A 20,560-nucleotide genomic window follows, 5' to 3' on the forward strand; every position below is an offset into this window, starting at 1 on the left:
GTGATGATGGAAATATGATTTATCAATATCTGCTCGCCTCCTCGCGCAGCGCCTGGCGCACGGCGGGGCGCTCGCCGACGCGCTCGATCAAGCGCCTCACTTGGGGGAAGGCCGACAGATCCACCTGCGTATGCGCCGACCAGCCGAGGATGGTGTACAGATAGGTATCCGCGATGGAATAGCGCTCGCCCAGCAGATACGGCCCGCCGGCCGCCAGTTGCCGCTCGACATAATCGAGGCGTGCGGCCAGGCGCGAGCGGGCCACGTCCTGCGCCTGCGTGCCGTATTCCGGGTGGAACAGCCAGGGGCTGAACACCTTGTGCAGCTCGGTGGCAATAAACCCCAGCCACGATTGCAGCTGCACGCGTGCCAGGGAACCCGGCGGCGGCGCCAGGCCGCTGTCCGGCGACAGATCAGCCAGATATTGCACGATGGCGGTTCCCTCCAGCAAGACGGTGCCATCGTCCAGCGCCAGCGCCGGCACGTACAGGTTCGCATTCACTTGCGCATAGTCAGCGCCCGTTTCCGTGACGCGTGGAATCTTGCGAATGTCGACTCTTTCCAGTTCCAGCGCGATGCCCGCCTCGATGGCCACGATGTGCGGCGACAGGGAACACGTGCCCGTTGCGTAATACAGTTTCATGATTACTCCTCGAAAAGTTACACGGACGCGGGATCAAGTTTTTCCACGTCAATGCCATATTTGGCGATGGCTACGCCAATCTTGTTGCGCGGCAGCTGGCCCCCGTCAGCCAGCGCAGTCAGGGCGGCCAGCACGATGAAATGGCGGTCCACTTCAAAGAAGGTGCGCAAGGATTCGCGCGTATCGGAGCGGCCGAAGCCATCCGTGCCCAGGGCAACGAAGCGCCGGTCTTGCACGAAGGGGCGCACCTGGTCCGCCACGATCTTCATGTAATCGGTGGCGATCACCACCGGGCCTTGCCGGCCGGCCAGGCATTGCGCGATGTACGGCTCGCGGGGCGCGCTGTCCGGGTGCAGCATGTTCCAGCGCTGCACGGCCAGGCCGTCGCGCCGCACTTGCGTCAGGCTGGTGGCGCTCCACACGTCGGCCGCCACGCCGAAATCCTGCTGCAGCAGCACGCTGGCGGCCAGCACCTCGCGCAGGATGGAACCGCTGCCCATCAGCTGCACGCGCGGCGTGGTTGCCGTGGGTGCAGCCGGGCTTTCCTGCAGCAGATACAGCCCCTGCAGGATGCCCGCCTCGGCTCCTTCCGGCATGGCCGGGTGCGGATAGTTTTCGTTGAGCAAGGTGATGTAATAGAAAATATCCTCTTGCTCGGCAAACATGCGGCGCATGCCGTCGTGGATGATCACGGCCAGCTCGTAGGCATAGGTGGGATCGTAGGAGATGCAGTTGGGAATCACGGACGACAGCACGTGGCTGTGGCCATCGTCGTGCTGGAGTCCCTCCCCCATCAGTGTCGTGCGTCCCGAGGTGGCGCCCAGCAAGAAGCCGCGCGTGCGGGCATCGGCGGCCGCCCAGGCCAGGTCGCCCACGCGCTGCAAGCCGAACATCGAATAGAAGATGTAGAACGGGATGGTGGCCAGGCCATGGTTGCTGTAGGACGTGCCGGCGGCGATCCAGGAGGAAATCGCACCCGATTCGTTGATGCCTTCCTGCAATATCTGCCCATCCTTGGCTTCCTTGTAATAGCTGAGCTGGCCCGCATCCTGCGGCGTGTACAGCTGGCCCAGGTAGGAATGGATGCCGATCTGGCGGAACAGGCCTTCCATGCCGAAGGTGCGCGATTCGTCGGGCACGATGGGCACGATGATCTTGCCCAGGGCAGGGTCTTTCAGCAGGGTGCCGAGGATGCGCACGAAGGCCATGGTGGTGGACGCGCCCCGCTCGCCGCTATCCTTGAGCTGGGTGGCGAACGCGGACAGCGGCGGTATGGGCAGGGGCGCCACCTTGCTGATGCGGGCCGGGATGTAGCCGCCCAGCTGTGCCCGGCGCGCGGCAAAGTAGCGCGCTTCCTCGCTGTCCGGCGCCGGTTTCAGGTAGGGCATGTCTTCCAGCTGCGCATCGCTGACGGGCAGCGCGAAGCGGTCGCGGAACGCGCGCACGGCGTCGGCGCTCATCTTTTTCAGCTGATGGTTGATATTCTGTCCTTCGCCCGCCTCGCCCATGCCAAAGCCCTTGACGGTCTTGGCCAGGATCACGGTGGGCCGGCCAGTCGTGCGCATGGCTTCCGCGTAGGCCGCGTGGACTTTTTCGGGATCGTGTCCGCCGCGCGTCAGCTGCCAGATTTCGTCATCCGTCATGTGCGCCACCAGCGCCAGCAGTTCCGGATACTTTCCAAAGAAATGCTCGCGCACATACGCACCGTTCTGCGACTTGAAGGTCTGGTAATCGCCATCCACGCATTCCATCATGCGCTGACGTAACAAACCGCTCGTGTCGCTCTGCAATAAAGCATCCCAGCCGCTGCCCCAGATGACCTTGATGACATGCCAGCCCGCCGCGCGGAAGGTGCCTTCCAGTTCCTGGATGACCTTGCTGTTGCCGCGCACGGGGCCATCCAGGCGCTGCAAGTTGCAGTTGACGACAAAGATCAGGTTATCCAGGCGCTCGCGGCCGCCCAGGGAAATGGCCGCCAGGGACTCTGGCTGGTCCATCTCGCCATCGCCGAGGAAAGCCCACACCTTGCGCCCCTGGTGCTCCTTCAAGCCGCGGTACTCGAGGTACCGCATGAAACGGGCCTGGTAAGCGGCCGTCAGCGGCCCCAGTCCCATCGATACCGTGGGGAATTGCCAGAAATCCGGCATCAAACGGGGATGCGGATACGACGACAAGCCCTCGCGGCCCGCTTCGCGGCGGTAATTGTCCAGCTGCGCTTCCGTGATGCGGCCTTCCAGATAGGCGCGGCCATAGATGCCGGGCGCGGAATGGCCCTGGATGTAGACCAGGTCACCGGCAAACTGGTCCGTATGGCCGCGGAAGAAATGGCTGAAGCCGACGTCGTACAGCACGGCCGCCGACTGGTAGGTGGCGATGTGGCCGCCCACGTTCGAGTGCCTGGCAGCGCGCAGCACCATCACCATGGCGTTCCAGCGGATGTAGGCATTCAGGCGGCGCTCGATGGCCAGGTCGCCCGGATAAGCGGGCTGGCGCGCCGTGGCGATGCTGTTGGTGTAGGCGGTGGTAACGCGGCCGGGCATGCCGCCGTGCTGCGCGGCGTCATGATCGACGAGCTGGTCGAGCAGGTAGTGGGCGCGCGGACGCCCTTCCACGGCGACGACGGCTTGCATCGCCTCCAGCCATTCTTTGGTTTCCTGCGGATCGATATCGGGTACAGCGAGGGATGGGGTCATGGCAGTCTCCTGGGGGTGGGCATTCATCGTCATGATCGATTGCCATTGCAATCATTGCATTTGCAATCGTTATGCGGGCCATTGTATCGCGCTATAATTGCATTTGCAACTGTGATCGATCTGGAGGAATACCGATGTCTGCAACTGAGCCTGCAAGCAAGTCCGCAACCGCGCCCGACCTGTGGTTTTCATTCGTGCGCACGCACCGTTTGATGATCCGCGAGATCGAACGCCGTCTGGCGGCGGCCAAGCTGCCCGTGTATGCGTGGTATGACGTGCTGTGGGGACTCGAAAGCGGCCCGGACGGTTCGCGCCGCATGCACGAGCTGGCCGACGCGCTGGCCATCGAACGCTACAACCTCACGCGCCTGGTGGACAAGCTGGAAACGGACGGGCTGGTGACGCGCACGCGCTCGATGGAAGACGGACGCGCCGCCTTTGTCTCCATCACGGAAGACGGAAAGATCCTGCGCAGGCAAATGTGGGCCGTGTACCAGGCCACGGTGGCCGACCTGTTCCTGGCGCAATTTGACAGCGGCGAGCAGCAGGACTTCAGCGCCGCCCTCGCGCGCGCCGCCGAGGCGGCCCGCGGCGCAGGCCAGAGCAAGGTTCAGAGCAAGGCGTAGCGCCGCAGCGCGTAATCGACGAACTGCACCGGCAGCGCGCCATCGTCGGCCAGGGCTTTCAGCGCGGTGACGGCCAGCCACGGCGCACTCGTTTCCATCCGGGTATCGGCACCGACGGCGATAAAACGCCCGCGCACACAGCCGCCGATCTGGCCCGCGATATGCTGCCCATAGCCGGTGACGGCGATGACGGGCGCGGCACTGTCATCGAGGCATCGCCGCACATGGGCCAACCTTGGCGTGGCGCGCGGGTGGAGCAGGTTCCACTGTTCCGCCGCCTGCGCATCGCGCGCCAGGCGCGTATAGCTGGGGCAACTCCACACTTGCGTGACAATATCCCAGTCCTCCTTCAGCAGGCGGGCGGCATCGGCAACGACGGCCAGCATCTTCCCCGCCCCGCACAGGCGCACCCGGCCTGGTGCAGGGCCCGGCGGCGACACGCGGTACATGCCCAGGCTGGCCGCTGCCGCATCGGCTGCCGACAAGGGCGCCGCCACCGCATCTTCATCTTCATCATGTGTGGCCAGGTAGTAATAGCCAGGCTGCTGTTCCAGGTACAGCGTTGCCAGTGCCGAGCGCAGGATGGCGCGCACTTCCTCGCCCGTCGCCGGGTCGAACGGCATGCAATTGTGCTGCGCGGCCAGCCAGGCGGGCAGCGCGGGGGGCACGCCTTTCGGCCAGTGCGAGGCTTGCGTTTCCGCATCATTACAGACGATGCCACGCTCACCCGACTCGGCCAGCACCGCGCGCAAGGCCGGCAGCGAGGCGGGGCTGCACAGGTAGAGCAGCGGCTTTTCCGCCTGCGTCGCGCCATGCCGGTAGCGCATAGTCCAGGCACCCGCGGACGCTCCCACTTCCCATGCGTCGCCGTCCGAGAACGGCGGCGCGTGCGTGCCCACCTTGCGCATCCGCGCCACCACGGCGCCGCCCTGCTTTAGGCTGCCCGCCATGGCGCCCAGCGCGCGGCGCGGCGAAGCATGTGCCAGTGGCAAGCCCGACGCTGGCGCCAGCGCGGCCATGCAGGCATGGGCGGCACGGCCCGTTTCGCCGCCTGGCAGTGGAGAATGGGGAAATAAATGGGGTGACTGCATGGCGGCTCCTGTTTCCGTATCGCTTGCGCAAGGCAGACATTGCCTATACGATTGCAAATGCAATTATTGTAGTTGCAATCCTTTGCGCGAGCAAGGGACACGAGAGTCAACCGGAGTTCCTGCCTTCAAGGTGAAAAATGACACTGAACAATTCTGAAACCGTGCGCATGGCCTACGCCGTGAAACTGACGAATGCGCAAGTCGAAGCGGCCAAGCGCCTGTATGCCGCGCATTTCGGCGCCACGGACAACCCGCAGGCGATGGCCGCCATCATCGCGGCGCTGGCGCGCAACTACAGTTCCGCCGTGGCGGCGAATGTGCTGTAGCCCATCACGCATGACGCATGACGCGGGCAAAAAAAAGCCCGCTACGGGAGCGGGCTGAATCTAATTCCTGTGAGGAAGTAGAGGAGACAGATGCATGATGCCGCATTGCAGCATAGCTATCCAATTGCATGTTGTGATGACAGAAATACGTTTGTTCTATATCTCAGCCATAGCGGCCTCCCCTGCTCCTGCGATCCTTATGCCACGTTGTCGCCGCGCAAGGTTTTCGCTGCCGCCACCATGTTGGCCAGCGCGGGGATCACCTCTTTCCAGCCGCGCGTCTTCAGGCCGCAATCGGGGTTGACCCACAGGCGCTGGGCGGGAATGCGCTCGGCCGCCTTGCGCATCAGTTTGACCATCTGTTCCTGGCCAGGAATATTCGGCGAGTGGATGTCGTAGACGCCAGGGCCGATTGCGTTCGGATAGTTAAAGTCATCGAAGGCATCCAGCAATTCCATGTCGGAGCGCGACGTTTCAATGGTGATGACATCCGCATCCATGTCGGCGATCTGCGCGATGATGTCGTTGAATTCCGAATAGCACATGTGCGTGTGGATCTGCGTCTCGTCGGCCACGCCATTGGCCGTGATACGGAACGATTCCACGGCCCAGCGCAGGTACTCGGCCCACTGGGCTTTACACAGTGGCAAACCTTCGCGCAATGCCGCTTCGTCGATCTGGATCACGCGGATGCCGGCCTGTTCCAGGTCCTGCACTTCGGCGCGCATGGCCAGCGCCAGCTGGTGACACGACACGGAACGGGGCTGGTCGTCGCGCACGAAAGACCAGTTCAGGATGGTGACGGGGCCCGTCAGCATGCCCTTCATCGGTTTATCCGTCAGCGACTGGGCGTAGGTGCTCCACTCGACCGTCATGGCGCGCGGGCGGCTGATGTCGCCGAACAGGATGGGCGGCTTGACGCAGCGCGAACCGTACGATTGCACCCAGCCGAACTGGCTGAAGGCGTAGCCGTCGAGCTGTTCGCCGAAATATTCCACCATGTCGTTGCGTTCCGCTTCGCCGTGCACGAAGACATCCAGGCCCAGGGTTTCCTGTTCCTTGACGCAATGCGCGATTTCCGCCTGCATCAGTTTCTTGTAGCTGGCCGCATCCAGCTGGCCGCTGCGGAACTGGCTGCGGGCCTGGCGGATTTCCGCCGTCTGCGGAAACGAGCCGATGGTCGTCGTCGGGTACAGCGGCAGTTGCAGCAGCGCGGCTTGCTTGGCGGCACGCACGGCATAGCTGCCGGCGCGCTGGCCCAGGCTTGCGTCGATGCGGGCCACGGCCGCCTTCACTTCCGGATTGTGCACGCGCGGCGACTGGCGGCGCGCTTGCACGGCGGCCTGATTGGCGTCCAGCGCCGCTTGCACGGAAGCGCGTCCATTATTCAGCGCGCCGGCCAGGGTGCGCACTTCATCGAGCTTTTGACGGGCGAAGGCCAGCCACGACCGGATATCCGTATCCAGCTTTTGCTCACTGTCCAGGTCGACGGGCACGTGCAGCAGGGAGCACGACGGGGCGATCCACAGGCGCGACCGCAGGCTGGCGTGCACGGGTTCCAGCCATGCCAGCACTTGCGTCAAATCCGTCTTCCAGATATTGCGGCCATTCACCACGCCCAGCGACAAGACGCTGGAACTTGGCAATTGCGCGATCACCTGCGCCACTTCCTCGCGGGCGTTGACGGCATCCAGGTGCAAGCCTTGCACGGGCAGCTTGCACGCCAGTGCCAGGTTATCTTGCAGCTTGCCGAAATACGTGGCCAGCAGCAGTTTGACGTTGTTGACCTTGCTCAAGGCAGCGTAGGCCGTGACCAGCGCCTGCTGCCAGGCGCTGTCCAGTTCCGTGACGAGTACCGGTTCGTCGATCTGCACCCACTCCACGCCCTGGGCGGCCAGTTCCTGCAACAGTTGCACATAGACGGGCAGCAAGCCTTGCAGCAGCGCCAGCTTGTCGGAGTCATCCTTGGCCTTGCCCAGCCACAAATAGGTGACAGGGCCGATCAGCACTGGCTTGGCTTTTACACCGAGCTGGCGCGCCTGCGCCAGTTGCTGCAACAGGCGGCTGCTGTCGAGCTTGAACTGCGTGTCGGCCGCAAATTCCGGCACGATGTAGTGATAATTGGTGTCGAACCATTTCGTCATTTCTCCGGCGTGGATGCAGCTGCAATCGCTGTCGCTGGCCGAGCGGCCACGGGCCACGCGGAAATAGTTGTCGAGCGCCGCGCCAGTCAGGTGGCGCACGCGCTGCGGCAAATTACCCAGGGTAAAACTCAGGTCCAGCACCTGGTCATAGAAGGAAAAGTCGCCCACGGGCGCCAGGTCCAGCCCATCCTGGTCTTGCCAGTGGCGCTGGCGCAGTTCGGCGCCCCGGCCTTCCAGCGCGGCCAGCGTGCTGTTGCCTTTCCAGTAGTCTTCCAGTGCGAACTTCAGTTCGCGTTTGGCGCCGATGCGCGGGTAGCCCAGATTATGTGTCGTGACGGTCATGGCGGTAGTGCCTCCTCGTGAAGTATGGAGACATCATAGAGGCTTTCATCCATGAAAAATAATGGCAAAACTTCATGCATCCATTATTAATATTCATGTGAGACCAGGCTCGAACGCGGCGGGGCGCAGGCAAAAAAAAAGCCCGCTGCGGGAGCGGGCTGAATCTAATTCCTGTGAGGAAGTAGAGGAGACAAGTGCATGATGCCGCATCGCAGCATAGCTATCCAATTGCATGTTGTGATGATGGAAATATGATTCATCAATATCTACCGTCAACCGTGGCCGTCAGGCGCTGGCCCGCGCGATCAGCTGGTAGGCCAGCGGCGCCAAGGCTGGCGGCGCGGCGCCCTCGTCCACTTCGCCCAGGCGCTGCAGGATGGCCTGTGCGGCCAGGCGGCCGATGTCATAGCGGGGTACGCGGATCGTCGTCAGCGCGGGCATGAGTTTTTCCGAGAACGGGAAGTCGCCAAAGCCCGCCACCGCGCATTGCGCGGGAATGCGGATGCCCAGGCGCGCCGCTTCGTAGATGGCGCCGGCAGCCATGTTGTCGTTGGCAAAAAACAGGGCGTCGGGACGCTCGGCGCGCGCCATTTGCTCGCTGAACACTTGCCCGCCCGCGTCGAGCGGCGCCGTCACCAAAGCTTGCACGATTTCAGGACGCAAACCCAGCTGCCGCATGGTTTCCTCATACCCCTGGGCCCGCTTGCGCGCGCGGAAATCGCTGCCGATGCCGCTGTCCACATACACGATGCGCCGGTAGCCTTGCGCGTGCAGATACAAGGTCATGTCGCGCCCCGTGGCGATATGCGAAAAGCCGATTTGCGGATACGGCCGCTCGGGGCGGATATCCCACGTTTCGATGACGGGAATCTGCAAGCCCGCCAGCAAGGTTTCCGTGGCGGCGCTGTGGTCGGCGCCCGTCAGCACCAGCGCGCGCGGCGACCAGCCGAGAAAGGCGCGCACCACCTTCTCTTCCGTCTCGATCGAATAATCGTGGGTGGCCAGCAGCAACTGGTAATTGTGCTGCGACAAGGTAGTCGACAAGCCCTGGATGGTTTCCGCAAAAATGGAATTCGACACGCTGGGCACGATGGCGCCCACGATGCGGCCCTGGGTCGACGCGAGGCCGCCGGCCGCCTCGTTGCGGATATAGCCGAGCTGGTCGATGGCGCTCTTGATGCGCTCGCGCGTTTCCTGCGACACGCGGTCCGGCTCCTTGAAATAGCGCGACACGGAAATGGCCGAGGTCTGTGCCAATTTGGCCACATCGAACACGGTGCTGCGGCCGAGGCCGCGCCGCTTGCGTACTGGGTCGTTCATGGGTACTGCCTTCTCAAAAATCGGTGATCACCACGCATCATGCCATGGCCGGCTGCACAGGGGATGCCAGAGTGGCGCCGGTGCGCCATGGCTCGCCGCGATACTGGCAGGCCGGGCCGCAGAAATTCCACCCTGGAAATTGGCGCCAATGAAATCATGCCGATAGTGTAATGGCTGCGCGCACTTCCCTTGGATTAAATCTGTTGACAGCCCCCGGCGATTCAAATTATATTTCGCTGTACTTGCAATGTTAGCGCTAACAAAGACTAACAGCAAGACCCGAGACAGCCGCACTGGAACGCCATACGCAGCGCGCCAGGCAACCAAAAAGGACACACATTGAGCTCCGCTACCTCCCGCCGCACGCTGGAATCCCTGCGCAGCCAGCGCTGGCTGGCCCCAGACGACATGCGCTCGTTCGCCCACCGCCAGCGCTTGCAGCAGATGGGCTTGCGCCGCGAGGAATTCCTCGACCGCCCCGTCATCGCCATCATCAATACCTGGAGCGACCTGTCGCCGTGCCACTCGCACCTGCGTGAGCGGGCCGAAGCCGTCAAACGGGGCATCCTGCTGGCCGGCGGCTTCCCCGTCGAGCTGCCGGCCCTGTCGCTGGGCGAAGTGATGGTCAAGCCCACCACCATGATCTACCGCAACTTCCTCGCCATGGAAACGGAGGAACTGCTGCGCTCGCTGCCCATCGACGGCGCCGTGCTGCTCGGTGGCTGCGACAAGACGACGCCAGGCATGCTGATGGGCGCCATCAGCATGGACATCCCCGCCATCTTCTGTCCCGCCGGCCCCATGCTCAACGACCGCTACCGCGGCCAGAGCGTGGGCGCGGGCACGCATACCAAGAAATTCTGGGACGACTACGTGGCCGGCGACATCGCCAAGCCCGAGTGGATCAAGCTGGAAGCGAAGATGACGCGCTCGCCCGGCACCTGCAACACCATGGGCACGGCGTCCACCATGACGTCCATCGTCGAAGCGATGGGCTTTACCTTGCCGGGCGCCACCAGCATCCCCGCCATGGATGCCAACCACGTGCGCATGGCCTCGCAATGCGGCGAGCGCATCGTCGGCATGGTGTGGGAAGACTTGAAGCCGTCGCGCTTCTTCACCCGCGCCGCGCTGTCGAACGGCGTGGCCGCCTACATGGCGCTCGGCGGCTCGACCAACGCGGCCATCCACCTGGTGGCCATCGCCGGGCGCGCCGGCCTGGCGCTGTCGCTCGATGAAATGGATGCGATGGCGCAAAAAGTACCGGTCATCGCCAACCTGTTCCCTTCCGGCGACAAGCTGATGGAAGATTTCTTCTATGCGGGCGGCATGCCGGCCCTGCTCAAGGAAATCATGCCGCAGCTGGACTTGACGGCCTTGACGGTGACGGGCCGTACCTTGGGCGAGAATATCGCCGACGCCGTCTGCCTGGACGACAGCGTCATCCGCAAGGTGTCGCAGCCGGTGGCCGATGGCGCGGCGCTGGCCGTGCTGCGCGGCAACCTGTGTCCCGGAGGCGCCGTCATCAAGCCGTCGGCCGCCAATCCGAAGTTCGCCAAACACCGCGGACGCGCCCTCGTATTCGACTCGAACGCGGAGATGCTGGCGCAGATCCACGCGCCCGACCTCGATATCGATGAAAACACGGTCCTGATCCTGCGCAATGGCGGTCCCATCGGCGCGCCCGGCATGCCGGAATGGGGCAATCTGCCGGTGCCGAAAAAGCTGCTGCAGCAAGGCATCCGCGACATGGTGCGCATCTCCGACGCGCGCATGAGCGGCACCCACTACGGCACCTGCGTGCTGCACGTGACGCCCGAAGCGGCCGTCGGCGGCCCGCTGGCCCTGGTGCGCAACGGCGACATGATAGTCCTCGACATCGCCGCGCGCACCCTGAACATGGAGGTGACGGACGAGGAACTGGCGCGCCGCCGCGCCGAGTGGCAGGCGCCGGCGCAAAAATATGCGCGCGGCTACACCAAGCTGTACATGGAGCACGTGACGCAGGCGGACCAGGGCTGCGACCTGGACTTCTTGCTGGGCAACGCCGCCACGCCGGAGCCGCCGATTTTCTGACGCCGCCGCCTTCCCTACCTATATTAGAGAGCACAACTATGGATATCCTGGACAACCGTTTCCGCGCCTTGCTGGCGGACAAAGCAGTACCGCTGGGCAGCTGGCTGATGGCCGGCACGCCCGTGACGGCCGAAGCCATGGGCTGCGCCGGCTTCGACTGGCTGGTGCTGGACATGGAACACGTGCCCATCGACTACCAGGACGCCTACCAGATCCTGCAGGCAGTCGGCGGCACGCCGGCCTGCCCCGTCGTGCGCCTGGCCTGGAACGACCTGGTGCAGATCAAGCGCGCGCTCGACATCGGCGCGCAAACCCTGATGTTCCCCTTCGTGGAAAACGTGGCCGAAGCGCGCAGCGCCGTGGCCGCCACCCGCTATCCGCAACCGGGCCAGGCCGTACCCGGCACGCGCGGTTTTGCCGCCATGCACCGCGCCAGCCGCTATGGCACCGTGCCCGACTACGCCACGCGCGCCAACGCCGCCGTCTTCTCGATTATCCAGCTGGAAACCCCGGCCGCGCTGGCGCAGCTGGAAGAAATCGCCGCCGTCGATGGCGTCGACGCCCTGTTTGTCGGCCCCGGCGACCTGTCGGCCGCCATGGGCCACATCGGCAACATCGGCCACCCGGACGTGCAGGCGGCCATTGCCGATGCGGCCCGCCGCGCGCGCGCCATCGGCAAACCCATCGGCATTGTCGGCCCCTCGCCGGAAATGGTGCACACTTTCATCAGTTACGGCTATGACTACGTGGCCATCGCTTCGGACATGGGCATGATGATGCGCCAGGCCAATGCCTTTATCACGGCCCTGAAACCGTCGCTGGCGAAAGCCCTCGACACGGGCGCCTACTAATTGTTCTGTTGCAACGCACTGTTGCAACGCACTGTTGTAACGCACATAACGCGCGCTCAGACGCGTCATTCGCATCTTTTGGAGACAAGCATGTCAGGTGTAAAACTGGAAAAGGTCGTCAAGAAGTACGACAACGGCGTCGAAGTCATTCATGGCATCGACCTGGAAATCAAGCAAGGCGAATTCGTCGTCTTCGTGGGCCCTTCGGGTTGCGGAAAATCAACACTGATGCGCATGGTGGCGGGCCTGGAATCGATCACGGGCGGCACCATCTCCATCGAGGGACAGGTCGTCAACGACTTGCCGCCACGCGAGCGCGACATCGCCATGGTGTTCCAGGACTATGCGCTGTATCCGCACAAGTCCGTGTTCGACAACCTGGGCTTTGGCTTGAAGCTGCGCAAGTTCCCGAAGGCGGAAATCGAGCAGCGCGTGCGCGCCGCCGCCACCATCCTGAAAATCGACCATTTGCTCAACCGCAAGCCGCGCGCCCTGTCCGGCGGCCAGCGCCAGCGCGTGGCCATGGGCCGCGCCATCGTGCGCCAGGCCAAGCTGTTCCTGTTCGATGAACCGCTGTCGAACCTGGACGCCCTGCTGCGCTCGGAAATGCGCACGGAAATCAAGAAACTGCACCAGCGCATCGGCGCCACCACCATTTACGTCACGCATGACCAGGTCGAGGCGATGACCCTGGCCGAGCGCATCGTCGTGCTGTCCGGCGGCAACATCATGCAGGTCGGCACGCCGGACCAGATCTACAACGAACCCGTATCGAAATTCGTCGCCGGTTTCACGGGTTCGCCGCCGATGAACTTCCTCGGCGCCAAGGTGGCGCGCAACGGCGCCGGCCAGGCCGAGATCGTGCTGGGCGCGGCCCGCCTGGCCCTGCCGCCGGAGCGCCAGGCCGCGTGCGGCAAGCTCGACGGCCGCGCGGTGGAATTCGGCATCCGCCCGGAAGACATCACGCTGGAAGCGGCCAGTCCCGCCAGCGCCGCCCTGGCCGCGACAGTCGTGGTGGTCGAACCGCTGGGCGCGGAAACCCTGGTCATCTTCCAGTGCGAAGGGGGCGAATTGACGGCGCGCCTGCCGCCTACGTTTGCCCTGGCGCCGGGACAGCAAGTCTCGGTACAGCTGGACATGGAGAAATTCCATCTGTTCGATCCGCAAGGGGGCGCGGTACTGCCCTCCCGATAAGCCGCGAACGACCGGCATACCCATTCCAAAAAACAGGAGACAACATCATGCGTATCAAATCCCTCGTCCTGGCGCTCGGCGCCACCTTCGTCCTCGCTACCGGCGCGCACGCGCAAACCGTCAAGGTGTTCGTCGGCGGCCAGGAGCGCCCCGAAGTCATGCGCGAACTGTTCGCCAAGTTCATGGCCGCCAATCCCGGCGTCAAGATCAACCTGGAAACGGGCGGCGCCACGTCCGAACTGCAGCAGAAATACCTGAACACGGTGCTGTCGGCCGGCGACACCACCCTGGACGTATTCCTGATCGACATCATCCGCCCGGCCCAGTACGCGTCGGCCGGCTGGATCGAAAGCCTGGACAAATACCTGGGCGCCGACCGCGACAAGATCATGGGCCAGTACTTGCCCGCCTACAAGCAAGCCAATATGGTCGACAACAAGGTCGTGGCCCTGCCCGCCTTTGCCGACGCCATGTTCCTCTACTACCGCAAGGACTTGCTGGCGAAGTACAAGCTGGCGGCGCCGAAAACCTGGGATGAACTGGCCAGCGTGGCACGCACCATCCAGGCCGGCGAAAAGAATCCGGAACTGCAAGGCATCAGCTTCCAGGGCAAGGCCATCGAAGGCGCCGTCTGCACCTTCCTGTTGCCGTACTGGAGCCAGGGCGGCGAACTGGTCACCAATGGCAAGCTGACCCTGGACAAGCCCAAGGCGGAAGCGGGCCTGGCCATGTGGCGCAAGCTGGTCGACCAGGGCGTGGCGAAAAAGAATATCGCCGAAGTGGCCACCGACGATACGCGCAAGGAATTCCAGGCCGGCAATGTGTTGTTTGCCGTCAACTGGGGCTATGCCTGGAATCACTTCCAGGATGGCGCCGACAGCAGCGTGAAAGATAAAGTCGGCGTCGTCAGCCTGCCGGCCATGGCGGGCGGCAAACCGGCCTCGTGCATCGGCGGCTGGCAGTGGGCCGTGTCTTCATTCTCGAAAAACAAGGAAGCATCGGCCAAGCTGGTGCGTTGGCTGTCGAGCCCGGAAGTGTCAAAGCAGCTGGCCATCAAGGCGTCCAACCTGCCCGTCTACCCGTCCGTCTACCAGGACAAGGAAGTGCTGGCCGTCAATGGCTGGTTCGCCGATGCCTTGCCGGTGGTGCAAAGCGCCCGTTCGCGTCCCGTCACGCCGCGCTACAGCGAAGTGTCCGAAGCCGTGCGCGTCAACACGAATGCCGTGATGGCGGGCGTGAAAACGCCGGCGGCGGGCGTGGCCGAGATCGAAAACCGGGTCAAGCGCATCCTGCGCTAAGGAGACCGAACCCGTGCCGCCACGACGGCGGCGCGGGCGGCACACGCATACGCACACCGCAACAGACGAGGAAATCATGAGGCAACGCACCCTGAAAAGCCGCATCACGGACCCCAGCGAAACAACGCTGGCCTGGGTCCTGCTGACGCCGGCGATTCTCTTTTTACTGCTGATCGTGGCCTACCCGGTCAGCAAACTGATCTACAACAGCTTTTTCGACATCCGCCTGTCCGGCGGCAGCCTGCCCAGTTTCGTGGGCCTGGACAACTACAAGATGGCGCTGGAAGACAGCCTGTTCTGGAAGTCCTTGAAAAACACCGTCATCATCACCGTCGTCACCGTGCCGGGCGCGCTGGTGGCGGGCCTGGGCCTGGCCATGCTGGCCAACATGCCGTTCAAATACCGCTGGCCCGTGCGCCTGGCGCTGCTGCTGCCGTGGGCCTTGCCGCTGGCCTTCGTCGGCCTGATCTTCGCCTGGTTCTTCCACAGCGAATACGGCCTGGTGAACGACATCATCCGCCGCATCGACCTCTTGATCCCCGGCCTGGGCTGGGAACCGCAAATCTGGTTCAATTCGCCCGCGCTGACCATGGCCGCCATCTGCATCACGACCATCTGGAAAACCTCGTCGTTCATGGCGCTCATTTTGCTGGCCGGCCTGCAGACCATCCCCGCCTCGCTGTATGAAGCGGCCGAAGTGGACGGCGCCAGCAAATGGAAGCAATTCACGGAAGTGACCTTGCCCCTGCTGGTGCCGTCGATGCTGGTGGCGCTGATCTTCCGCACCCTGACGGCCATCCAGTCCTTCGATATTCCGTACAACATGCCTGGCCCTGGCGACGAAACCAAGACCCTGGCCATGTACATCCAATCCAATACCGTCGACTACCTCGACGTGGGCTACGGCTCGACCCTGGCGGTCTTCATGTTCCTGCTGTCGATGGCCACCACGTTTGTGTATCTGAAATATGTAAGAGGAGACAAAGAATGAGCGGCCTGTTTTCATCGAAGCGCCTGCGCTGGTTCGCCGCCGCGATCGTCATCCTCAACGGCGTCTTCCCCGCCCTGTGGATCCTGTTTACCTCACTGAAAACCGAGAGCGAACTGACGCAAAAGCCGATCACCTACTGGCCGCACGAACCGACCATCGGCAATTTCATCTCCGCCTTCCAGGACCAGCCGCTGCTGACGTTCCTGACGAACAGCCTGATCGTGGCCGGCCTGTCGACCCTGCTCAGCCTGTTCATCAGCGCGCTGGCCGCGTATGCGATTGCCCGCTTGCGCCTGCGCTTCCGCGGCCTGATCCTCACTGCCATCATCGGCGTGTCGATGTTCCCGCTGGTGACGCTGATGGTGCCATTGTTCGAGATCATGCGCAGCCTGGGCTTGCTGAACTCCTACTGGGCGCTGGTGCTGCCGTACACGGTGCTGAACCTGCCCATCTGCACCCTGATGATGGTGAGCTTTTTCCAGGATATCCCGCGCGACATCGAGAACGCGGCCATGCTCGACGGCTGCACCCGGTTGAGCGCCCTGTGGCGCATCGTGCTGCCGCTGGCCGCGCCTGGCGTGGCGACGGCCGCCATCCTCGCGTTTGTGAATTCCTGGGACGAGTTCCTGCTGGCGCTGTCGATGAATTCGGCCGTGGCTTACCGCACCCTGCCCGTCGGCATCCAGCTGTACCAGGGCGAGTTCGCCTTCCCGTGGCCGATCATTTCGGCGGCACTGGTGGTGGCCATCGTGCCCATCGTCGTGCTGATCGTGATCTTCCAGGAAAAGGTCGTCAGCGGCCTGACCTCGGGCGGCTTGAAGGGCTGAGAATGGACCACCAGTCTCCCTTCACCCTGGCGCACGGCGACTGCCGCGCCGACGTCCACCCGGCCACGGGTGGCGCGCTGGCGGCTTTCCGCTGGCGCGGGCGCGACATCCTGCGCGCCGCGCCAGCCGCTGCCGACGTGCGGCAGATGGCCTGCTACCCTTTGGTGCCGTATTCGAACCGCATCGGCAACGCCGTGCTGCAGGCGCAGGAACAGGCGCATGCGCTGCGCGCCAACTTCCCGCCCGAGCCGCACAGCATCCACGGCTTCGGCTGGCAGCGCGCCTGGCACGTTGCGGCGCGTGCGGACGACAGCGCCGAACTGCTGCTGGTGCACGGCGGCGACGCCGACTGGCCATTCGCCTGCGAAGCGCGGCAAACCGTGCTGCTCGACGCCGCCGGCCTGCGCCTGACTTTATCCGTGCGCAATGACGATACGCGCGCCATGCCCGCCGGCCTGGGTTTTCACCCCTACTTTCCGCTGGCGCCCGGCCTGCGCCTGCAGGCGCAATGGGATGGCGTGTGGAGCATGGGCGATGACCACTTGCCGGCCGGCCTCGCGCCCGTGGCGCAAGCGTCGCCATTCGCCACGCCGCAGCCGCTGGCCGGCTGGCGCAGCGACCATTGCTACAGCGGCTGGACGGGCCGCGCCAGCCTCGATTACGGCGACTACAGCGTGCAACTGTCGGCCAGCGAGAATTGCCGCCACCTCGTGTGCTTCGCACCCAACGACGAGCGCAGCTTCATCGCCATCGAACCCGTCACGCACGCGAATAACGCGTTTGCGCTGGCCGCGCGCGGCTCGCGTGACACGGGCATGCGCTTGCTGGCGCCCGGCGAGAGTCTGCACATCGCCATGCGCCTGGCCATCGAGGAGAGCCAGCATGCGTGAATGGCAAGCCGAACTCGTGCTCGACGCGCGCGCCCAGCTGGGCGAATGCCCGCTGTGGAGCGTGGCCGAGCAGTGTTTGTACTGGATCGATATCGCCGGGCGCCGCCTGCACCGCTACGATCCGGCCACAAGCCTCGACCGCGTCTGGTGGGTGCCGTGCGAGCCGGGCTGCATCGCCCTGGCTGAAAAGGGCGGCCTGGTGGCGGCCCTGCGCGACGGTTTCTACCGCTTCTATCCGCAGGAAGGCTTGCTCGACAAGCTGGCCGACGCCCCCTACGACAGCCGCGATATGCGTTTCAACGATGGCCGCTGCGACAGCGCCGGGCGTTTCTGGGCCGGCGCCATGTACGAACCGCGCACGGCGGAACTGGCTGCCATGTTTTGCCTGGAAAGGGGCGCCACGCGCCTGGGCTGGGGGCCGCAGCAGGATCTTGGCGTGAAAGTCAGCAATGGCCTCGCCTTCGCGGCCGATGGCCAGTCGCTGTTCCAGTCCGACACGCCGAACCACGTGATCTACCGTTACGCCTTTGACGCGGCCAGCGGCCAGGTGGGCGAACGCAAGGTGTTTGCCCGCCTGCCCGCCAAGGGAGAGGACGCCGTCTACGGCGGCCGCCCCGATGGCGCGGCGCTCGATGCCGAAGGCTGCTACTGGAGCGCGCAATACGAAGGCGGCCGGGTGCTGCGCTTTTCGCCGCAGGGAGAGATCATCGGCATCGTGCGCGTGCCCGTCACGCTCCCCACCATGATCGCCTTTGGCGGCGCCGACCTGCGCACCATGTACATCACCAGCGCGCGCGAAGGCGCAAGCGACGACGAACTGGCGCGCCAGCCGCAGGCCGGCGGCCTCTTTGCCGTGCGCCTGGACGTGGCCGGCCGCCCCGAACCCCTTTACCGGGATTGATATCCGGATCTTCACCCTGAGGACAGCATGAACGCCAACATCACTCTCTACCCCAGCCTGCAGGACCGCGTGGTCTTCGTTTCCGGCGGTGGCTCCGGCATCGGCGCTGCGCTGGTCGAACACTTCGCCCTGCAAGGCGCGCAAGTGGCTTTTTGCGACATCGATGGCGACGCCAGCGCCGCCCTGGCCGCGCGTCTGGCGCCCCTGTGCCGGCACGCGCCCTATTTTGTCTACAGCGACATCCGCGACATCGCCGCCTACCAGGCCAGCCTGGCCGACGTCGAGGCGCGCTTCGGCGCCATCCGCGTGCTGCTCAATAACGCGGGCCGCGACGACCGCCACAGCCTGGCCGAACTGACGCCCGAATACTGGGACAACTGCCTGGCGCTGAACTTGAAACACCACGTGTTCGCCATCCAGCAGGTGGCGCCCGGCATGGCGGCCGCCGGCGGCGGTTCCATCATCAACCTGGGCTCGATCTCGTGGATGCGCGGGCGCCCCAACCTGGTCGGCTACACCACCTCCAAGGCGGGTATCGCGGGCCTGTCGCGCACCCTGGCGCGCGAGCTGGGCGAGCAGAATATCCGCGTCAACGCCATCGCGCCGGGCGCCATCGCCACGGACCGCCAGGCCGCGCTGTGGCGCGACCCGGAAGAAGACCGCCGTTTCATCGAACTGCAATGCCTGAAATACCGGCTTGACGCGGGCCACGTGGCGCGCACGGCCCTGTTCCTGGCGGCCGACGATTCGGACGGCATCACGGGCCAGAACATCATCGTCGATGCCGGCCTCGCGCAAGTATCTGTAGCTGGCTAAGCCCCCATTCAAGGAGAACCCTCATGTTGAACCTGCAAGACGCAAGCCTGTTGAAACAGCAATGCCTGATCGACGGCGCCTGGTGCGACGCCGATGACGGCGCCACCATCGATGTCACCAACCCGGCTACCGGCGCCGTGATCGCCACCGTGCCGCGCATGGGCGCCGCCGAGACGCGGCGCGCCATCGCCGCCTCGCATGCGGCCTTCCGGCTGTGGCGCAAGCAGACCGTCAAGGCGCGCGCCACGGTGCTGCGCGCCTGGCATGCGCTGATCCTGCAGCACGCGGACGACCTGGCGCTGATATTGACTACTGAACAGGGCAAGTCGCTGGCGGAAGCCAAGGGCGAGATCGTCTCGAACGCGGCCTACCTGGAATGGTTTGCCGAGGAAGGCAAGCGCGCGTATGGCGACGTGATCGCGCCGCCGTCGAACGACAAGCGCATCGTCGTCATCAAGCAGCCGATCGGCGTGTGCGCGGCCATCACGCCGTGGAATTTCCCGAACGGCATGATCACGCGCAAGGCCGGCCCTGCCCTGGCCGCCGGCTGCAGCATGGTCCTGAAACCGGCGTCGCAAACGCCGCTGTCGGCCCTGGCGCTGGCCGAACTGGCGCTGCGCGCCGGCGTGCCGCCCGGCGTGTTCAATGTGGTGACCGGCGCGGCGCAAGCCATCGGCACGGAACTGTGCCATAACGACCTGGTGCGCAAGATCACGTTTACGGGATCGACAGAAGTGGGCGCCTGGCTGTCGCGCGAGGCGGCCGGCACGATCAAGAAGCTGTCGCTGGAACTGGGCGGCAACGCGCCCTTCATCGTCTTCGAGGATGCCGATATCGACGCGGCCGTCGAAGGCGTGCTGATGTCGAAATACCGCAACAGCGGCCAGACCTGCGTCTGCGCCAACCGCATCTACGTGCAGGACAGCATCTACGACGACTTCGCCGCCCGCCTGGTGGCCAAGGTGGCCGAGCTGAAACTGGGGGCCGGCACCGAAGCAGGCGTCACGCAAGGCCCGCTGATCGATGAAAACGCCGTGCGCAAGATCGAACAGCACATCGCCGACGCGCTGGCCAAGGGCGGCAAGCTGGCCATCGGCGGCAAGCGCCACGCGCTGGGCGGCAGCTTTTTCGAGCCCAGCGTGGTGCTGGAAGCGAACAGCGACATGCTGGTCGCCACCGAGGAAACCTTCGCCCCGCTGGCGCCCCTGTTCCGCTTCGGCAGCGAAGAGGAAGTCGTCGCCATGGCCAACGCCACGCAGTTCGGCCTGGCCGGCTATTTCTACAGCCGCGACCTGGGCAGAGTCTGGCGCGTGGCGGAAGAACTGGAAGTGGGCATGGTCGGCATCAACACGGGCATGATCGCCAATGAAATGGCGCCGTTCGGCGGCGTCAAGCATTCGGGCATGGGCCGCGAAGGCTCGCATTACGGCATGGACGACTTTCTCGATATCAAATATTTGTGCATGGGAGGGATTTGATTATTTCAAGGTAGGCAAGGCAGGGATCAGCAACCATACTCATAAAAAACACA

17 protein-coding genes are annotated in these 20,560 nt (G+C 64.4%); 12 read left to right on the forward strand and 5 right to left on the reverse strand.

The genetic code is table 11. The features are described from left to right. Nucleotides 1–22 precede the first annotated feature (22 nt). Nucleotides 23–643, reverse strand: coding sequence for a glutathione transferase GstA (gene gstA, locus BLT98_RS04360; RefSeq protein WP_092605514.1), 621 nt, complete (start codon nucleotides 641–643; stop codon nucleotides 23–25). A 17-nt stretch (nucleotides 644–660) separates the two neighbouring features. After that, entirely contained in the window at nucleotides 661–3,336 is a 2,676-nt protein-coding gene (aceE, locus tag BLT98_RS04365) for a pyruvate dehydrogenase (acetyl-transferring), homodimeric type (protein WP_092606899.1), read from the reverse strand. A 134-nt stretch (nucleotides 3,337–3,470) separates the two neighbouring features. Between aceE and BLT98_RS04370 the strand changes: the two genes are divergently transcribed. Then, nucleotides 3,471–3,962: a MarR family winged helix-turn-helix transcriptional regulator gene (locus BLT98_RS04370; RefSeq protein ID WP_092605516.1), complete on the forward strand. Its 492-nt coding sequence runs from the start codon at nucleotides 3,471–3,473 to the stop codon at nucleotides 3,960–3,962. On the opposite strand, the gene BLT98_RS04375 is transcribed toward BLT98_RS04370, so the two are convergent. After that, nucleotides 3,947–5,053 carry a transketolase-like TK C-terminal-containing protein gene (locus tag BLT98_RS04375; RefSeq protein WP_139179061.1) on the reverse strand — a complete coding sequence of 369 codons (1,107 nt, stop codon included), beginning with the start codon at nucleotides 5,051–5,053 and terminating at the stop codon, nucleotides 3,947–3,949. The two genes, BLT98_RS04370 and BLT98_RS04375, sit on opposite strands and share 16 nt — an antisense overlap. A 137-nt stretch (nucleotides 5,054–5,190) precedes the next feature. Between BLT98_RS04375 and BLT98_RS04380 the strand changes: the two genes are divergently transcribed. Continuing rightward, nucleotides 5,191–5,379 (forward strand): hypothetical protein, encoded by a 189-nt coding sequence (locus tag BLT98_RS04380; RefSeq protein ID WP_034781057.1) that lies wholly within the window; start codon nucleotides 5,191–5,193, stop codon nucleotides 5,377–5,379. A 197-nt stretch (nucleotides 5,380–5,576) separates the two neighbouring features. Here BLT98_RS04380 and metE read toward each other — a convergent pair whose 3' ends face one another. Together metE and BLT98_RS04390 are read right to left on the reverse strand one after the other, a co-directional pair. Beyond that, nucleotides 5,577–7,865 carry a 5-methyltetrahydropteroyltriglutamate--homocysteine S-methyltransferase gene (metE, locus tag BLT98_RS04385; RefSeq protein WP_092605520.1) on the reverse strand — a complete coding sequence of 763 codons (2,289 nt, stop codon included), beginning with the start codon at nucleotides 7,863–7,865 and terminating at the stop codon, nucleotides 5,577–5,579. A gap of 285 nt (nucleotides 7,866–8,150) precedes the next feature. Further along, nucleotides 8,151–9,185, reverse strand: a complete 1,035-nt coding sequence (locus BLT98_RS04390; protein ID WP_092605522.1) for a LacI family DNA-binding transcriptional regulator — start codon at nucleotides 9,183–9,185, stop codon at nucleotides 8,151–8,153. A 339-nt stretch (nucleotides 9,186–9,524) separates the two neighbouring features. Here BLT98_RS04390 and araD point away from each other — a divergent pair, with 339 nt between their 5' ends. The 10 genes from araD to BLT98_RS04440 all read left to right on the forward strand — a co-directional run bounded on the left by araD (nucleotide 9,525) and on the right by BLT98_RS04440 (nucleotide 20,507). After that, nucleotides 9,525–11,261, forward strand: a complete 1,737-nt coding sequence (gene araD, locus BLT98_RS04395; protein WP_070281966.1) for an L-arabinonate dehydratase — start codon at nucleotides 9,525–9,527, stop codon at nucleotides 11,259–11,261. Between the two features lie 38 nt (nucleotides 11,262–11,299). Beyond that, nucleotides 11,300–12,112 carry an HpcH/HpaI aldolase family protein gene (locus tag BLT98_RS04400; RefSeq protein WP_092605524.1) on the forward strand — a complete coding sequence of 271 codons (813 nt, stop codon included), beginning with the start codon at nucleotides 11,300–11,302 and terminating at the stop codon, nucleotides 12,110–12,112. A 90-nt stretch (nucleotides 12,113–12,202) separates the two neighbouring features. Then, a complete protein-coding gene (ugpC, locus tag BLT98_RS04405) occupies nucleotides 12,203–13,306 on the forward strand; it encodes an ABC transporter ATP-binding protein (RefSeq protein ID WP_092605526.1) in 1,104 nt (367 codons plus the stop codon). A gap of 47 nt (nucleotides 13,307–13,353) precedes the next feature. Then, on the forward strand, nucleotides 13,354–14,604 hold the full coding sequence (locus tag BLT98_RS04410) for an ABC transporter substrate-binding protein (protein ID WP_092605528.1): 1,251 nt from the start codon (nucleotides 13,354–13,356) through the stop codon (nucleotides 14,602–14,604). Nucleotides 14,605–14,680: 76 nt separating this feature from the next. Continuing rightward, entirely contained in the window at nucleotides 14,681–15,595 is a 915-nt protein-coding gene (locus tag BLT98_RS04415; protein ID WP_034755235.1) for a carbohydrate ABC transporter permease, read from the forward strand. After that, a complete protein-coding gene (locus tag BLT98_RS04420) occupies nucleotides 15,592–16,422 on the forward strand; it encodes a carbohydrate ABC transporter permease (RefSeq protein ID WP_034755232.1) in 831 nt (276 codons plus the stop codon). Before BLT98_RS04415 ends, BLT98_RS04420 begins: the two co-directional genes overlap by 4 nt. 2 nt (nucleotides 16,423–16,424) lie before the next feature. Next, the gene (locus BLT98_RS04425; protein WP_092605530.1) at nucleotides 16,425–17,312 is read left to right on the forward strand and encodes an aldose 1-epimerase; all 888 of its coding nucleotides are present in this window, start codon (nucleotides 16,425–16,427) and stop codon (nucleotides 17,310–17,312) included. After that, entirely contained in the window at nucleotides 17,305–18,213 is a 909-nt protein-coding gene (locus BLT98_RS04430) for an SMP-30/gluconolactonase/LRE family protein (protein WP_092605532.1), read from the forward strand. Before BLT98_RS04425 ends, BLT98_RS04430 begins: the two co-directional genes overlap by 8 nt. Before the next feature lie 27 nt (nucleotides 18,214–18,240). After that, the gene (locus tag BLT98_RS04435) at nucleotides 18,241–19,029 is read left to right on the forward strand and encodes an SDR family NAD(P)-dependent oxidoreductase (protein ID WP_092605534.1); all 789 of its coding nucleotides are present in this window, start codon (nucleotides 18,241–18,243) and stop codon (nucleotides 19,027–19,029) included. 23 nt (nucleotides 19,030–19,052) lie between these two features. Then, nucleotides 19,053–20,507, forward strand: a complete 1,455-nt coding sequence (locus tag BLT98_RS04440; protein ID WP_070281961.1) for an NAD-dependent succinate-semialdehyde dehydrogenase — start codon at nucleotides 19,053–19,055, stop codon at nucleotides 20,505–20,507. Nucleotides 20,508–20,560: the final 53 nt, after the last annotated feature.

The organism is Janthinobacterium sp. YR213 (genome assembly GCF_900099875.1).
GTDB lineage: Bacteria > Pseudomonadota > Gammaproteobacteria > Burkholderiales > Burkholderiaceae_D > Janthinobacterium > Janthinobacterium lividum.

What these genes read in the sequence shown, in the direction of transcription:
- gstA (WP_092605514.1), bottom strand. Translation starts at nt 643, where the DNA reads ATGAAACTGTATTACGCAACGGGCACGTGTTCCCTGTCGCCGCACATC.
- aceE (WP_092606899.1), bottom strand. Translation starts at nt 3,336, where the DNA reads ATGACCCCATCCCTCGCTGTACCCGATATCGATCCGCAGGAAACCAAA.
- BLT98_RS04370 (WP_092605516.1), top strand. Translation starts at nt 3,471, where the DNA reads ATGTCTGCAACTGAGCCTGCAAGCAAGTCCGCAACCGCGCCCGACCTG.
- BLT98_RS04375 (WP_139179061.1), bottom strand. Translation starts at nt 5,053, where the DNA reads ATGCAGTCACCCCATTTATTTCCCCATTCTCCACTGCCAGGCGGCGAA.
- BLT98_RS04380 (WP_034781057.1), top strand. Translation starts at nt 5,191, where the DNA reads ATGACACTGAACAATTCTGAAACCGTGCGCATGGCCTACGCCGTGAAA.
- metE (WP_092605520.1), bottom strand. Translation starts at nt 7,865, where the DNA reads ATGACCGTCACGACACATAATCTGGGCTACCCGCGCATCGGCGCCAAA.
- BLT98_RS04390 (WP_092605522.1), bottom strand. Translation starts at nt 9,185, where the DNA reads ATGAACGACCCAGTACGCAAGCGGCGCGGCCTCGGCCGCAGCACCGTG.
- BLT98_RS04400 (WP_092605524.1), top strand. Translation starts at nt 11,300, where the DNA reads ATGGATATCCTGGACAACCGTTTCCGCGCCTTGCTGGCGGACAAAGCA.
- ugpC (WP_092605526.1), top strand. Translation starts at nt 12,203, where the DNA reads ATGTCAGGTGTAAAACTGGAAAAGGTCGTCAAGAAGTACGACAACGGC.
- BLT98_RS04410 (WP_092605528.1), top strand. Translation starts at nt 13,354, where the DNA reads ATGCGTATCAAATCCCTCGTCCTGGCGCTCGGCGCCACCTTCGTCCTC.
- BLT98_RS04415 (WP_034755235.1), top strand. Translation starts at nt 14,681, where the DNA reads ATGAGGCAACGCACCCTGAAAAGCCGCATCACGGACCCCAGCGAAACA.
- BLT98_RS04420 (WP_034755232.1), top strand. Translation starts at nt 15,592, where the DNA reads ATGAGCGGCCTGTTTTCATCGAAGCGCCTGCGCTGGTTCGCCGCCGCG.
- BLT98_RS04425 (WP_092605530.1), top strand. Translation starts at nt 16,425, where the DNA reads ATGGACCACCAGTCTCCCTTCACCCTGGCGCACGGCGACTGCCGCGCC.
- BLT98_RS04430 (WP_092605532.1), top strand. Translation starts at nt 17,305, where the DNA reads ATGCGTGAATGGCAAGCCGAACTCGTGCTCGACGCGCGCGCCCAGCTG.
- BLT98_RS04435 (WP_092605534.1), top strand. Translation starts at nt 18,241, where the DNA reads ATGAACGCCAACATCACTCTCTACCCCAGCCTGCAGGACCGCGTGGTC.
- BLT98_RS04440 (WP_070281961.1), top strand. Translation starts at nt 19,053, where the DNA reads ATGTTGAACCTGCAAGACGCAAGCCTGTTGAAACAGCAATGCCTGATC.